This is a genomic window from Idiomarina sp. T82-3, from assembly GCF_001577655.1.
Taxonomy (GTDB): domain Bacteria; phylum Pseudomonadota; class Gammaproteobacteria; order Enterobacterales; family Alteromonadaceae; genus Idiomarina; species Idiomarina baltica.
In genome coordinates this window covers 1-13725 of record NZ_LSBQ01000023.1, presented here as the reverse complement: position 1 = coordinate 13725, position 13725 = coordinate 1, and the positions used below count along the sequence as shown (strand labels likewise).

Sequence of the window (13725 nt, the reverse complement as noted above, 5' to 3'; positions counted from 1 at the left end):
CTCGCCTAAATCCGAAATTTTGATAATGACTCCTGAAGCTCAGCAGATAGGTGCTCAAGTTGTTCAGCCGCTGAGCTGGTCGTTTGGCTCGCAGTCGCGGTCTCGTCCACACTATGCTGAAATTGCTCACTACTATCAGCGAGCTGCTCGCTCGTTTGCTTCTGCTCATCAAGCGCTACCGAGATATCTTGAACTAACGAAACAACATCGTCAAAATTACTCTGAATAGTTTGCATAGCAAGCTTTGCGGCCTGACCTTCTTCAACACCATGGTTGACACGCTCGACCCCCGCATTCATTTGCTGTACTGAGCGCTCGGCTACTTGTTGAATGCGCTCAATCATTGTTTCGATTTCTCCTGTCGACGTGCTGGTGCGCGTTGCTAACGCCCTAACTTCATCAGCGACAACCGCAAAGCCTCTGCCATGCTCACCGGCTCTGGCCGCTTCGATCGCTGCATTCAGCGCAAGAAGGTTCGTCTGATCTGCTATAACTTTAATCGTGTCAACGATTTCGGTAATTTGTTCAGACTGCTCACCTAGGCTGTGTACATCGGACGATGCCTCGTTAACTGTATTCGCAACTGACTGCATTGTATTCACAGCATTTTCTACTGTTGTAGCACTTTCATGAACTCGCCTTCCTGCATTTGATGCAACGTCTCCAGCTTGTGAAGACTGCGCGACAACATTATCGATGTGCTCATTCAACGCTTGTATCGCTTGTAAAACATTATCGCTGGCTTTGCTCTCGAGTTCGACCGTATGGCTCAAATCACCAGAGGTGGAAATTAAGTCGGTACCTACTTGGTGAATCTCATTGCTTGCTCTTCTTACCTCGCTCAATAGTATTCTTAACTGTCCCCGCATACTATCCAGAGCAAGCATGACCGCATTTACCTCGTCCTGTTGGTCAGTTTCAACGTTTACCGATAAATCCCCCTGACCAATCGCGTCAGCAACATCAGTTACCTGCTTCAGTCTCCCGTTTAACTGCTGTCGCACGGAGAGTGCTGCTCCAACAATTACGATGATTAGCAGTCCAGCTCCCCCGAACATTACCCACACGCTAAGGGAATCATAAAAAGCCGCCTTCTTTTGCTGAGCCGTAATCGCCTGCTTTTTTAGTTTTCGGTAATCTGAAAATAGCGCTCGTAGATCCTGAAGTAGCATTTCCCCTCGCGCTTGCCCTATATAGCGACGAGCTTTATCTAACTCTCCCTTTTTCGCCATATCAATGGTAGGCAGCAAGGCAATTTCATGCCAGCCGTCAAATATATCGCGGATGTCTTGCAGTGCGGACTGCCCAGCTTGAGTGTTCTCTGAGCCGCGTAATTTACTGAGGTTTTCATTAAATCGAGCGAGCGATTGCTCATAAGGAGCCATAAAATCCTCATAGCCGGTAATAACAAAGCCGCGTTGTCCGTTCTCCATAGCCAGTAAAGATCGCTGTGCAGAACTAAGCTGCTCTAACTGCTCATTGTAAGATTCAATCGTCTCGATGCTTTCTTGGTTTACATTGAGAGTGAAAGTCATCAAACCGATAAAGGCAACGAACACCAGCCCAACGACAGCAAAAGCAAATATAATTTTATGCACTAATTTCATAGCTGACCTTGCTTTTTAAATAGTCTACTCAACATATAATCCCCGCTTAACCGACCTGGGCCAAACAACAGTAGCGTTGCCGCTACCACCATCCACCAAGCCGCTGGGTTTATAAAGTGGTCCCAACTCGGGTAAACAGCAACTTGAATAAACACTGTCATACCCAACAATCCAGCCGCAGCTGAACGACTCAACAAGCCTATAATAAGTAAAAGTGGCAATGTAACTTCGACAACACCCGCTAAGTAGGCCATTGTTTCGGCGATGCGAAGACCAAAGCTATCTTGGACATAAGTCAGAGTTTCGGGCTCACATAACTGTAGCGCGCCCTGACGGGGAGGGTCTGGACAAAAGAACTCGTATTTGAATAGTGTTAATTTAGACTCATCAAAATCGAGCCAGCCGTCCCACTTAGATAACCCCGAGTTTAAAAACACATGACTCAATAAAAGGCGGTGGACAAGCAACAATAAGTCTTGCAGTAAGCTCGGTATGTGCCTAAGTGAATCCATGACAAAATGCTCCCATTACCAATAAGCTTGCAAACCATTCGCTTATAGAAAACTCAGGATAATCCGTCACAATACGTTCAGCAGCTTGCTCTATTGTCATTCCTTGAAAAAGGCATTCTAAGAAAAGTGATTGAGGATCGGATAACAAAGCAATATGAACGCGCATTACATCATCTCGATAAAAAAGAATGTCAGTGCGTCGTGAAATATCTGCATCGCGGATCTCAATAGATCGGCTATTTAACGAATGCCAGAGCGCGAGATTGTCTCTACTAACACTGCTAACATGAAACGATGGATTTAAGCGCAGCACAGACACCTGACTGACATCACTGATTGCTTCTGGAGTCACAATTTTCGCATCAGGTGCCATAAGCGCTGATAGCCACCCTCTATCTAGGGCTGCAATATCGGCCTCTATCGGCAAGCCGAATGTCCGTAAAAATCGAGACAAGCCCTCACCATAAAACACGAGATAAGGTGAATCCGGTGGATGGCGTTGGCAGTATTCCCTCAATAACGGACGAATTGCATCGTACCCACTGTAATTGACCAATGTTGGAAAGTTTTGCTCAAGCGCTCCTCGCAACGCCACCATGCGGTTATTGGCATAGATCGCAAATCGACTACCGATATGCCCGCGACGACAATTATCAACGATTTGGCGCTCAAGCGATGTCATGAGTATATTCCTCTCTTATTGCTCGTAACTTCTTATACTCAAGCAGCAACTCAGAGAATACAGGCAGATTAGCGTCTCTTTCTATTAAGGTCGGTTTCGCCCCCCAGGCTTCATAGGCGTTCCTAAGCAAGTTTGTGACACTATCCGGTATCGGTTGGCTATGACTATCAATTAATCTGCCATGAAGGGATGGGTCTTCATCAAAGCCTGCAACATGGATTTCACCGACGACGTGAGCCGGAATTTGTTCAATAAAATCTGTCGCACTGATACCACAGTTGACATCACTCAAGTGAAGGTTGGTTATATCAATTAAAAGCCCACAACCACTGCGTTTTGCGACTTCCAGCAAAAACTCTGGCTCTGCAACGTCATGCGACAACTCAACGTAATGCGTAGGGTTTTCAACGAGAATGGGTCTGCCAACCGCGTTTTGGTAACAGTCAATATTATCAATCAATCAGTATATTCATCGCCTCATGCGTGCGCCGAACCGGCAGTAGATCAGCAAAATATTCGTGGTTTCTTACTGACCACGCGACATGCTCCGATATCAATACTGGATTAATTTCTTGGACGAGCGCTTTCACCAGCTTTAAGTGGTAACCGAGATCATGTGACTTGTTGCCTAGAGAGCCTCCGACGCCATGGAGGCTAATTGGAAAGCGCTCAGCCAACTGAGACAACATGTGCCGACGCGGCCCGCCCACTGCACAGTAATTTTCAGTGTGCACTTCAAACCAAAGGTTCGGCTCGTTGAGCTTGCTCACTGCTTGATAAAAGCTTGGCTTGAAACTCAGCCCAACCCCGTCGACGCGAGGAGGGACTGAGTTAGAACGCGAGGAAGGCATGTCTCAAGCCGTGTTTCTATCTAATGGCTGTAAAGACGCCTCACCCTCTGGAGTCATTATATAGCTGCATGTGCCCTTTGGCGTAAACGTCCAGGCATTACCTTGAAAGTCTACTGTTGAAGTACCTTCGCAACTAGTTCCTGCACCAGCTCTGCAGTCATTTTCCCCAGCCAATGCAATGCCATAGCATCGCTCCATACGCCCATCGACTTGTTCACCACTCATCCATTGGTTAAACTTGCTCTGTACTTCTTGAGGCGCTCCGTTTTGCAGGCTTAATTGTGAGTTTCCGGCAGCCACAGCCGCCCCACTAGCCAGTGAAGCCATGGCAATGCCGCTCATTAAAGCGGTTTGTACATTTGTTTTTTTCATAATAAACACTCCATTGGTTGTTGTTGCATTTACTAGCCTAGACGCTTCGTTTGCTCAGCGTCCTATACAAAACACCGGAACATACAACCAAAACGCCTTACCGCTACACACACACTTTCCTGCACAACACCTTTGCTTCTATGATGATTTCAACACAACTGGAGGCGAGCGTTATGTTTAAGCGGATTACATCATTACTTTCTGGCGATACAACATCATCGAAGCTCTCTCGTGAAGCTCAAATCGAGTTACTGACCAGCCTTGCGGTCATGGCGTGGTTTGTTGAAGCGAAGGATCCCTACACCGGAGGTCACTTATGGCGCGTGTCACAATACGCTAAGTTAATGGCCAAGCATCAAGGCTTTTCTGATATTGATGTTGCACGCGTGGGTCTTGGTGGTTTTTTGCATGATATCGGGAAGGTCTCTATTGAAGACCAGATCTTGAGAAAGCCTGACAGCCTCACCGATGACGAGTTCTCTATCATTAAAACACATCCGTCCAATGGAGCTCGCTTGTTAGCTGCTCACCCCCTGTCAGATTTAGTCATTAAATCGGTTGAGCTACATCACGAAAGACCCGACGGTCAGGGTTACCCTTTTGGTCTCACTAAAGCTGACATACCCGTAGAGGCTGCAATTATTGGTGTTGCCGATGCTTTCGATGCGATGACGAGCGCGCGCCCGTATCGCTCACCAATACCAAAGGAAAAAGCATTAGACATACTCAGGGAAAATAGCGGCCGACAATTTGACAGCCACTGGGTGGATGTCATGTTGCAACTTGAGAACGAGGGTTTGTTAGACCTCATTATAATGCATAGTGCTGACGGGATTCCGCTACACGAGTGCCCCAGTTGTGGCCCCGTTGTCACACAACCAAGCGATGCGAACGAAAGCGATCTTATTGCTTGCCCTTTATGTAATGCGCAAATGCAACTGGTTAAATCAGATGACGGCTGGTCAGCGCAACCAACAGGACACTACGTCGATGCTGTGAGTAATCAACCGAGAGAAGATTCAGCACTCATTCAGCGATTTATTGCGCAAACAGTTGTGCCTTTGACTCAATCTTAAGTTTTTACACAAAAAGGAGAAGTACGATGACAGACTTTAAACTACACGATAAAGCCTCCGCCCCCGAGGATAGCAAACCTTTACTAGAGGGGTCGGAAAAGTCTTTCGGCATGATCCCGAACTTACATGCGGTAATGGCAGAAGCGCCCGGTTTGTTGAAGGCTTATCAAGATATTCATGAGCTATTCGTTAACAGTAGCTTCGACAAGAATGAACTGACTGTCGTTTGGCAAACGATAAACGTCTACCACGACTGCCACTATTGTGTCCCCGCTCACACGGCGATTGCCAAGCAAATGGGGGCGGATGACGCCATTACGGAAAATATCCGTGCGGACAAGTCGCTTGATGATAGCAAACTCCAGGCGCTTCGTGAATTCACGTTAACGATGCTAAACAAACGCGGACAAGCTTCCGAATCAGATTTAAATGCATTTTTTGATGCAGGCTTTAGCAATCGTCAAGCGCTGGAAGTCGTTCTCGGGATTGCGCAAAAAACAATGAGCAACTACACGAATGCCATTACCGGGACACCTGTCGACGAGCCGTTTCAAAAATTTATTTAACGCTAACTTAGGCGGCCTACTAAAACGCTCTGTAGGTCGCTTTTCATCCAAATTATGGAGAAGATAATGTCAAATAACCTTGATCAGAAACTACCTTGGGCACTGCTTCTGCTTAGGCTCGGGATTTTTATTGTCATGTTCGTCTGGGCACTTGATAAGCTTTTAAACCCTGGTCACACGGCCGCGGTTTTCGAGGGCTTTTATGGTATCTCGGGACTCTCTGGCACGATCACAACAATACTCGGTGTTTTACAAATTTTACTCTGTCTTGCGTTTCTCGCTGGCTTCTGGAAAACCGTCACTTACGGCATCATTATGGTGATGCATGGCGTATCGACGTTGTCCTCTTTCCCGCAGTACATCGACGCGTTTAATAATTTACTATTTTTCGCCGCATGGCCGATGCTCGCTGCGTGTGTCGCCTTGTTTATGTTGCGCGAACACGACACCAAGCTCTCGGCATCCTAACTCGTTGGGGGTTATCATGAAATACTGGCTTATATTACTTATCTTATTCACTTCGGCGTCTACTGGACAAGGCTTCGATCACAGCCACAGCGCATATAGTGACGTTCTCCAGCGCTTTGTTATTGTCTACGACGAAGGCATGAAGTCGGTTGTTAATTACCGAAAGCTTGCTGGTAACCCCAAGTCCCTAAACAACTATCTGACACAACTTTCTGAAATATCATCTGCAGATTACAAGCAATGGAGCGAGTCTGAGCAACTGGCATTCTTAATCAATGCTTATAACGCCTTCACTCTCAAACTAATTATTGACCATATCGATAAGTTTGAAAGCGGTGATGCCGAGTCAATTAGAGACCTTGGCGGCTTATTTTCATCGCCCTGGGAAAAGTCATTCTTCAAATTACTTGGAGAGAAACGAAGCCTCGACTGGCTGGAGCACGATAAAATCCGTGTTGATTTTAATGAGCCGCGTATTCATGCGGCATTAGTCTGCGCCGCGATGAGCTGCCCTAAACTACAAAGCGAAGCTTATATTGCAGCGGAATTAGACGCTCAACTTGAAGGACAAATGAATATCTTTCTCAGCGATAACGATAAGAATGGAATCGATACCAGCGGGGTCTATTTATCAAAGATATTCGATTGGTACGGTGAAGACTTCAATAACCTGAAAAGTTATCTGCGCCGCTACAGCAAGGCACTCGCCGATAACCAGACGGAGAGTGAAACCCTAAAAGGCAATTTTTCAATTCGTTATTTGGACTACGATTGGTCTTTAAACAGCCTTGAGAACAAATAAAGATGTCAATTCGTCCCATTGTCTGTGCTCTCGCAATATTTTACTTTCCGGTAGCAGCGAGTGCACAGACCTTTTTACCTAGCGAGATTGTCAACTGGCACAGTCGCTCCTTCTCAGGAGACTCAGATTATCGGTATAAGAAAACGCCGAGAGGTACTCCGTATTTGGAGGCATCATGTAAATCGGGCAATGCATCCGCATTATTACATGAGCAAGAAATATCTATTTCCAAGGAGACGACTCTTGAATGGACTTGGCGCTTACCAGAGCCTGCGACCAATAATCAAGATGAACGATCGAAAAGCGGCGATGACTTTAACGCCAGAATCTATGTTGTTGTGAAACGAGGCTTTTTAAATCTAGCAACCCGTGCCATCAATTATGTCTGGAGCAGTAAGGAGCCTATGGGATCGTCATGGGAGAACCCTTTCTCCGATCAAGCCATCATGTTGTCTGTGGCCGACCGGGATGCCCCTGTACAACAATGGCAAACCATTCACCGCTACATTGAAGCCGACTTTAAGCGTTATCATGGAATTGACGTCGACAAGATTGACGGCATTGCGGTCATGGTCGACTGCGACAATGGGCACACACCTCGGGCCTTTCACTTGCGACATATCAAAATAATCCGATAATGCTTTTTGCTTTTATCCTGTCTAACCAAACGCTGCCACGTCTGCGCGCATACTTCATACTTTCAGCAAAGACTTAAGTCAACCGTCCTGTTGCGCTAGATTAGCTTGTTAACTTCTCAACAAGTGTCGTTAAACTGTCCTCCACAAAGTCTTCAGCTAATCCCAGTGGATAGGTGCTCTTGCTCGCTCTTTTTATAAAGGCCGTTTGCATTCCAACGGCCTTTGCACCACTAATATCCCAGCCGTGAGCCGCTACCATCAAGCCCTGTCGCGCAGTAATTCCCATTTCTCGCAGTGCCCAGTGATATACCGCCGGGTATGGCTTGTAAGTTCTTATACTCTCGACGCTCATCACTCTGTCAAAACAATCGATAACACCCGCATGGCTGAGCTGTTTTTCCAGCCCATTTATTGACGAATTAGATAAGGCGACTAATCGATGTTTAGAACCTCTTAAGCGTTCAAGCGCAGGCTTTACATCAGCATGAGCAGGCGCTGACATCATTGCGTTCGAGATGCTCTCTTTCGCATCTTCTAGCGCAATATCGTAGCCATTATTTCGCGCGACCATAACAAGCGCAGCACCGGCGATATCACTGAATGGGTGGAACTGACCCGTTGCGCAATCTACCAGAGAGTGATGCAATAAAGTGGAGAACCATAGTGGTACCAATGAGTCATTGCCACCAAGCGCTTCCGCGATGGTGGATTTTACTGGCGACATGTCCAACAATGTCTCGTTCACGTCAAAATAAATAACCTCTGCCACAGCCATAGAAATCTCCTCACGTTAACCGTTTGAGCTATAAATAACGCTCTCCACTGGCATGTAGATTAACCGTTGTCTCAAACTTGGCTAATCTCAACGTGCCATTCACCAAGACAAAAGACGCTAGTTTTCCTTAAATCCAAACACGAGGATTACTCCCAAGGAAATAAATAAGCCCACTGCCGACGCAATCAGATCGAACGGATCAAACGTATTGTTCCCTCCAATACTATGTAAGTTGATTTCTTGTGAAAACACATAAATTGCAGTAATAAAAAGCCCGAGCATATATACAACTGTGTCGCTTAAGAATTTAAATGTGCTATCGAAATATCCTCTGGCGATCAGCAACAGCCCGACCACAATAAACATTCCCATTATTGCTTCCACTGCGTTTGGCAACGACAGCACTATAATTCTTAAGAGCAATTCGGAATCTGAGTTTAGTACCTCATTTCTTAAATAAAGTTTGTTCAAAACAAACAGTAAGAAGGCAGTAATAAATATGACTTTGATGTGTCTCTTGATGAGTATTTCCGGTTTTGGGTACAAAGGTCACTCCAAACAGCGCGTTTTTGAGGCTTCGAATAAGTATAGTCCTTCTAAGCCTGGAACAACATGCACCCATTCGGTTATCGGCAATAGAAAAAGGGCTACCACATTGCTAGCCCGTTTCCCAAGCAGATTTCATTAATGTCCGATCAACTATCTAACGTCATGTCCTGCGAAAATGGTTGGTCTTTTTCATCATGCTCTGACAGGTAATTAAAGTGCCAGATAATATCGGATGAGATCTGTCGGGCTCTCGCATATTTATGGATAAAGTCGTTTACCATGTAGCGATATCGCGGGAACTCAGAGCTGAATTCGAATGCTTTCAATGAGTCACATACCCGCTCGTCATGCTCCAGGTTAAGGCGCCCTTCGGCCGCGCTGAGGGCATAATAGAAGGCCAAATCCTCCGACTTTAGGGGCCATTCATCCATATTTTCAGGAAACAGTGAGTACGCTAGCCGGTACTCAGAGCATATGCACCCTACGGACGCGAAGTATTGCAGAAGTCCCTGCACTTCCGCCGAGGGTTTCAGTAAGTTGTAGCCCCTGAATGTTGGTTGACGGTATAAGACAAGCTCACCGTCAGTTTCATTAAGCTGGCTCTGAATTTCCGCTTCAGCCGCCTCCAGTAATTCATCCGGCGCTAAGCCAATGAAACTCACAAATTTAATCGTCATATATACCTCTCTTTAAACTGGCAGTAAGCGCTAAGCTTTGGACGCATCGAGCTTGCCGCGAAGCTCTGCGTTTTCAATCAGCAGCTGCGCGTTTTGCTCAGCGAGCTTATCCCGCTCGGTTTGTATTTCGTCGAGCTCATCCTCAAGTTTCTCAACGCACTCGACGGCAGACTGCTCACTTTCCTCGTAGTCGCTAATTGCTGCGGCGTGATTCGCCTCGATACTTTTAAGGCGTCTCTCAAAAAGACTCTGCGCATCGCCATAGGCAGCAATCGCCATATGTTTCATCGCCTGCGATACCTTCTCAATCAGCAACTCCGCTTCGTCTGCATATGCGGTCGGTAGGACATCAAACGACAAGTCACTGCGGGTTACTTGATAAAGCGGCTCGTCACGATTGCTCTGGTAGTTTTCCCAAATAGACTTGATGCGGGCAAGACCGCCTCTGTCACCTAGCTGAACACGAATGGCGCCCGCATTCGGGCGCTTCCCTCGCTTCTCCAGTGCTAAGCCGGCATCGATGATTTGCTGTTCGCTCACTTCCGGATGGCGTGCCATAAATCATTCCTCTTTAACGAAATTAATTAAATTAAAGAAATTAATGATTGGCTGATGTGACGGGCACGCCCATTTCCGCATCGGCCAGAAAGGCCATGGATTGCTCACCCTCAATACTGAAGTGTTTTGAGCGCTCTAATGCGTCAATCAACAACAGCTTCTCGCCGTTAGTTTTTGAGTTGTCGGGTATCAGCGCTATCCATGCTTCCCGAAGACGTTCAGCCAATAGCGGCGCTTTCGCGTCAAGTTTTCTCAATGCGTTGGCGCAAAGCTCTAATGTCAGGTGATGCGGGTCGACACGGCATCCTAATCGAGTTGGCCGTTGTTGGTTCGTTAGGGTTTGTGTTTTGCCGATATCGTGAAGAAGCGCAGCAACAATCGCGGTATCTCGTTCAATCGGCTTGAATACCTGCACACCCAGGATATTCCAGGCGACATTAATCGAGTGCTCGAGGAGTCCGGCTCCGCAGCTATGGTGTCCATTCAAGGACGCAGGGCATTCAAGATAGGCCGCCGCCACATGCTTCTGTAACAATACATCACACAGAAACTCTTTCATCACATCAGACTCAATGCGGCTTTCCATCACGAGCAACGCTTTAAATATATCCGGACGCGGACATTTAGCTATCGGCACTGCCGCCAGTGACGTGCCAATGGTTTCGCAGTCATCCGCGCAGGCGAGCAGCTTACAGAGGCGAATGCTTTGCTCGCCAATAATCGATTTGGCGACTTCAACATGAACCATCGTATCTACCAATATAGCTTCATCTTTCAGCTGCTCGTAGCGGACATAAACATCTAACGTACCTGAGCTGTCAGACAGGGTGAGTTTGCACTTTTCCTGCGCCTGGGATGTTTGAACATATTCGACCTCGCACAGATAGTAGCGTCCTACAAAGCGCGTGAATTCCTTTGCATCGATAAGTAGCGGTTGAATGGTGTCGTTCACAGTGATGTTTGTCATCGTGTTCATAAGAATTCTCCAGAGTCATTAAATCGGTGTTGCGGCAAAGTAAGCGGACACTTACTCCGCGTCAGGTTTGAAATCGTTAAAATTGGATTTCAGCAGCCGCTCAAACGCAGAGCCGTCCTGGCGGGTCAGGTTAGGCACATAACGCGAGTAGACCCGAAACAACATCTCGGTCGTTGAGTGCCCCATCTGTCGGGCAATCCACTCGGGGCTCTCTCCCGCTGCCAGCCAGAGCGTGGCAGCGGTGTGACGCGTTTGATAAGGACGGCGTTTACGCAACCCCAGGTGCCGAAGCAGCGGATACCAGACACGTTTGGTGACGTTGTTATGCGACAACGGCGAGCCGTTGCGCGTACAAAACACGTACTGCTGGTCACCTGTTGCTTCGTACTGATGTTTCAACGCATCGAAGACCAACTCGCTCATGTCGATGGCGCGGAACGACCCATCGTTTTTGGTGCTTTGCGTTTCACCGTTGACGATGGTGCTGCGCACCATGATTTGCCGGCGGTCGAAATCCACCGCATCCCACTGGAGCCCATCGATTTCCGCTGTCCGCATGCCGGTAAAGAACCGCACTGTGTAGTAGTCCCGAAAATCGGGACGGACCTTTTCGATGATGAGACGCACCTCATCGATGGTGAATGGCTCAACATCCGTGCGCGGCACCTTAAGCGATTTAATTCCCTGGTAAGGTGAGCTAAAATTGTAACGGTTGGCTGCTTCATTCAAAATCATGCGCAAAGGCGTCATGATGTGGTTTATCCGCGACGGAGATAACGACTTGTTGCTTCGGGACGTAACTTTGGCGAGTGAGGCCCGAAACTCAAGTACTTCCGCTTTGGTGATGCGGCCAACTTGCCTTTCTCCAAAGGCTGGCACGAGATACTTATCCAGCGTATTTCGCACTGTCTCAGCGTGAGATGTTCGCCACTGAATACGCATTTCAGCAAACCAAGTATTGGCAAAGTCGCTGAACAGTGGCGTATCGAGGTACTGACTACGCACCTGCATTTCCCTGAACTGCTGCGCTTTAGGACTGCCCGGGAAATGCTTACCGTAATCAAAAGTGCCGAGAGTGATTTCCGCTTCAATCCGATCGAGTAACTTCTGTACTCGTTTTCGGTTCTCTCGCGTGTCCTCAAGTGAGGTTTGTTCGCGGCAACGTTTGCCCTTGTAACGGAAGTCGATGAACAACTTACCGGTCTCAGGGCGTGCATTCACACTACCCATGAGCAATACCTCCTTTTGCCATCGGAATTGCCAATGAATCAGAGGAGCCCTGACCTATATCGCGCTGAATAGCTTCCCAAAGAAATAGGATTTTTCTACCTCCGAATGGGCGGATGTAGTGAACACCTTCGTGAAGCACTGAATCCTTCAACTGTTCTCTAATGGTTCGGGGGTCATACTTGATTCGCTCAGCCAGTTCGGCAGTCGTTAAAAGCGTCATGTCATTTAACATGGCAAACTCCTTAGTTAGTTGATAGACTGAATGGCATAACGTATTTCTAGATTTCAAAATGCCATCCTGAATGACATATTAGCACGCAAAATATCATTTGCAATGTTTTTTTGTCATTTTAGATGACATTTTTCACGAGGTGGTCATGATTAAGTGTCATTTAGCGCGAATGATGGGCGAGCGAAAGCTAAAGATAATGGACGTTGCACGCGATACTGGATTGAATCGTAATACCGTGACATTGTTGTATAAAGAAACCGCTCAGCGAATTGATTTTGCTGCTTTGGAAGCACTCTGTAAGTATTTCGATTGCGAGGTTGGCGAGCTATTAGAGGTTGCTCAAGATTAACTGCCCTCGAAACCCCAGTTTTCTGAGGTGTTTCTTAACTGAGTATTCTGTTTTACAAAAGGTAGGCTGTTAAAAATGGAGTTTTACTAGGTTGGCCGATAATTTAATTAAAGTTGAAGAAAAAATAACAGCTCCTGAATGGGGATGCGACTTCTTCAGATTAAGTAGTGACGAGCTTAATGTTTATCTATGCTTGGTCGAGATCAAAGATCTGGATTACATTGCAGAGCAATGTATTGCTTCTATATCAGATGACGCTTGGATGAATGAACTAGATCCAAGGGTCAAAAGGTCTTACTCAAAAACAGCTCAAGAAACAGCAAAAATCCTTCAACAAATTTTCAGTGATTACCTCCAGAGAGAAGATGCTACCAACGCGAGTATTGGTTCCGATTTTGGTGAAATAATGGTTTCGTTAGGCTCATCTGGCGCTCTGTCTAAAGTTCTTTCTCACAAATCACTTCCAGTTGCGGAGCTTTGGAAACCACAAATAAAACAAAATGAAGGCTTCGATTTCCATACCGAATGTAACTTGCCGCTTATAAACTTCGGAGAGGCAAAGTTTTCAGGTGGTACAAGCCCTCACGGTGAAGCAATTCCGCAGATTAAAGGCTTCATAACTGATGAAAAGCATTTCAGAGATCGAGTCCACTTGGTGAACATAGCTTCATCGCAGGCCGTTGAAAATTTAGATGAAGAGCGGTTTCCCACTATGTCAGCCTAGTTGTCCAGTTGGCAATTTCGCCATTAGTTAATAAACAGTGGGCGGCATAGGTTCATGTATGCCACGTTATTCTGAAGAGCG

The 13725-nt window shown here is 46.7% G+C and carries 20 protein-coding genes; 7 read left to right on the top strand and 13 right to left on the bottom strand.

The features are described 5' to 3' along the window. Positions 1-5 precede the first annotated feature (5 nt). From AWU56_RS11495 to AWU56_RS11470, 6 genes are read right to left on the bottom strand one after another with little or no spacing between them, the layout of a single operon-like run. The gene (locus AWU56_RS11495) at positions 6-1607 is read right to left on the bottom strand and encodes a methyl-accepting chemotaxis protein (RefSeq protein ID WP_286682604.1); all 1602 of its coding nucleotides are present in this window, start codon (positions 1605-1607) and stop codon (positions 6-8) included. Next, positions 1604-2119: a DoxX family protein gene (locus AWU56_RS11490; RefSeq protein WP_286682603.1), complete on the bottom strand. Its 516-nt coding sequence runs from the start codon at positions 2117-2119 to the stop codon at positions 1604-1606. The genes AWU56_RS11495 and AWU56_RS11490 overlap by 4 nt, the downstream gene beginning before the upstream one ends. After that, complete coding sequence (locus AWU56_RS11485; RefSeq protein ID WP_286682602.1) at positions 2106-2801, bottom strand: HvfC/BufC N-terminal domain-containing protein; 696 nt, start codon at positions 2799-2801, stop codon at positions 2106-2108. Before AWU56_RS11485 ends, AWU56_RS11490 begins: the two co-directional genes overlap by 14 nt. Continuing rightward, positions 2788-3261: an MbnB/TglH/ChrH family RiPP precursor modification enzyme gene (locus AWU56_RS11480; protein ID WP_286682601.1), complete on the bottom strand. Its 474-nt coding sequence runs from the start codon at positions 3259-3261 to the stop codon at positions 2788-2790. Before AWU56_RS11480 ends, AWU56_RS11485 begins: the two co-directional genes overlap by 14 nt. After that, complete coding sequence (locus tag AWU56_RS11475) at positions 3254-3652, bottom strand: multinuclear nonheme iron-dependent oxidase (RefSeq protein ID WP_286682600.1); 399 nt, start codon at positions 3650-3652, stop codon at positions 3254-3256. The genes AWU56_RS11480 and AWU56_RS11475 overlap by 8 nt, the downstream gene beginning before the upstream one ends. Before the next feature lie 3 nt (positions 3653-3655). Further along, entirely contained in the window at positions 3656-4024 is a 369-nt protein-coding gene (locus tag AWU56_RS11470) for a BufA1 family periplasmic bufferin-type metallophore (protein WP_286682599.1), read from the bottom strand. 173 nt (positions 4025-4197) lie between these two features. Here AWU56_RS11470 and AWU56_RS11465 point away from each other — a divergent pair, with 173 nt between their 5' ends. From AWU56_RS11465 to AWU56_RS11445, 5 genes are all read left to right on the top strand, one after another. Further along, the gene (locus AWU56_RS11465; protein WP_286682598.1) at positions 4198-5100 is read left to right on the top strand and encodes an HD domain-containing phosphohydrolase; all 903 of its coding nucleotides are present in this window, start codon (positions 4198-4200) and stop codon (positions 5098-5100) included. Between the two features lie 26 nt (positions 5101-5126). Beyond that, a complete protein-coding gene (locus AWU56_RS11460; RefSeq protein WP_286682597.1) occupies positions 5127-5666 on the top strand; it encodes a carboxymuconolactone decarboxylase family protein in 540 nt (179 codons plus the stop codon). A 66-nt stretch (positions 5667-5732) separates the two neighbouring features. Then, positions 5733-6134: a hypothetical protein gene (locus AWU56_RS11455; RefSeq protein WP_416361539.1), complete on the top strand. Its 402-nt coding sequence runs from the start codon at positions 5733-5735 to the stop codon at positions 6132-6134. 16 nt (positions 6135-6150) lie between these two features. Further along, positions 6151-6936 carry a DUF547 domain-containing protein gene (locus tag AWU56_RS11450; RefSeq protein ID WP_286682595.1) on the top strand — a complete coding sequence of 262 codons (786 nt, stop codon included), beginning with the start codon at positions 6151-6153 and terminating at the stop codon, positions 6934-6936. A 2-nt stretch (positions 6937-6938) separates the two neighbouring features. Beyond that, positions 6939-7574: a DUF3047 domain-containing protein gene (locus AWU56_RS11445; protein WP_286682594.1), complete on the top strand. Its 636-nt coding sequence runs from the start codon at positions 6939-6941 to the stop codon at positions 7572-7574. Between the two features lie 100 nt (positions 7575-7674). Here AWU56_RS11445 and AWU56_RS11440 read toward each other — a convergent pair whose 3' ends face one another. The 7 genes from AWU56_RS11440 to AWU56_RS11410 all read right to left on the bottom strand — a co-directional run bounded on the left by AWU56_RS11440 (position 7675) and on the right by AWU56_RS11410 (position 12571). Then, positions 7675-8349 carry a haloacid dehalogenase type II gene (locus AWU56_RS11440; protein WP_286682593.1) on the bottom strand — a complete coding sequence of 225 codons (675 nt, stop codon included), beginning with the start codon at positions 8347-8349 and terminating at the stop codon, positions 7675-7677. A 117-nt stretch (positions 8350-8466) separates the two neighbouring features. Continuing rightward, positions 8467-8895 (bottom strand): hypothetical protein, encoded by a 429-nt coding sequence (locus AWU56_RS11435; RefSeq protein WP_286682592.1) that lies wholly within the window; start codon positions 8893-8895, stop codon positions 8467-8469. Positions 8896-9044: 149 nt separating this feature from the next. Continuing rightward, a complete protein-coding gene (locus tag AWU56_RS11430) occupies positions 9045-9575 on the bottom strand; it encodes a hypothetical protein (RefSeq protein WP_286682591.1) in 531 nt (176 codons plus the stop codon). Between the two features lie 30 nt (positions 9576-9605). After that, on the bottom strand, positions 9606-10133 hold the full coding sequence (locus tag AWU56_RS11425) for a DNA-binding protein (RefSeq protein ID WP_286682590.1): 528 nt from the start codon (positions 10131-10133) through the stop codon (positions 9606-9608). A 40-nt stretch (positions 10134-10173) separates the two neighbouring features. Beyond that, positions 10174-11109: an HD domain-containing protein gene (locus AWU56_RS11420; protein WP_286682589.1), complete on the bottom strand. Its 936-nt coding sequence runs from the start codon at positions 11107-11109 to the stop codon at positions 10174-10176. Between the two features lie 51 nt (positions 11110-11160). Then, complete coding sequence (locus tag AWU56_RS11415; protein WP_286682588.1) at positions 11161-12339, bottom strand: tyrosine-type recombinase/integrase; 1179 nt, start codon at positions 12337-12339, stop codon at positions 11161-11163. Next, complete coding sequence (locus AWU56_RS11410; protein ID WP_286682587.1) at positions 12332-12571, bottom strand: hypothetical protein; 240 nt, start codon at positions 12569-12571, stop codon at positions 12332-12334. Before AWU56_RS11410 ends, AWU56_RS11415 begins: the two co-directional genes overlap by 8 nt. Before the next feature lie 145 nt (positions 12572-12716). On the opposite strand from AWU56_RS11410, the gene AWU56_RS11405 reads away from it, so the two are divergent. Then, positions 12717-12920: a helix-turn-helix domain-containing protein gene (locus AWU56_RS11405; protein ID WP_286682586.1), complete on the top strand. Its 204-nt coding sequence runs from the start codon at positions 12717-12719 to the stop codon at positions 12918-12920. A gap of 91 nt (positions 12921-13011) precedes the next feature. Next, complete coding sequence (locus tag AWU56_RS11400) at positions 13012-13644, top strand: hypothetical protein (protein WP_286682585.1); 633 nt, start codon at positions 13012-13014, stop codon at positions 13642-13644. Positions 13645-13725 lie beyond the last annotated feature (81 nt).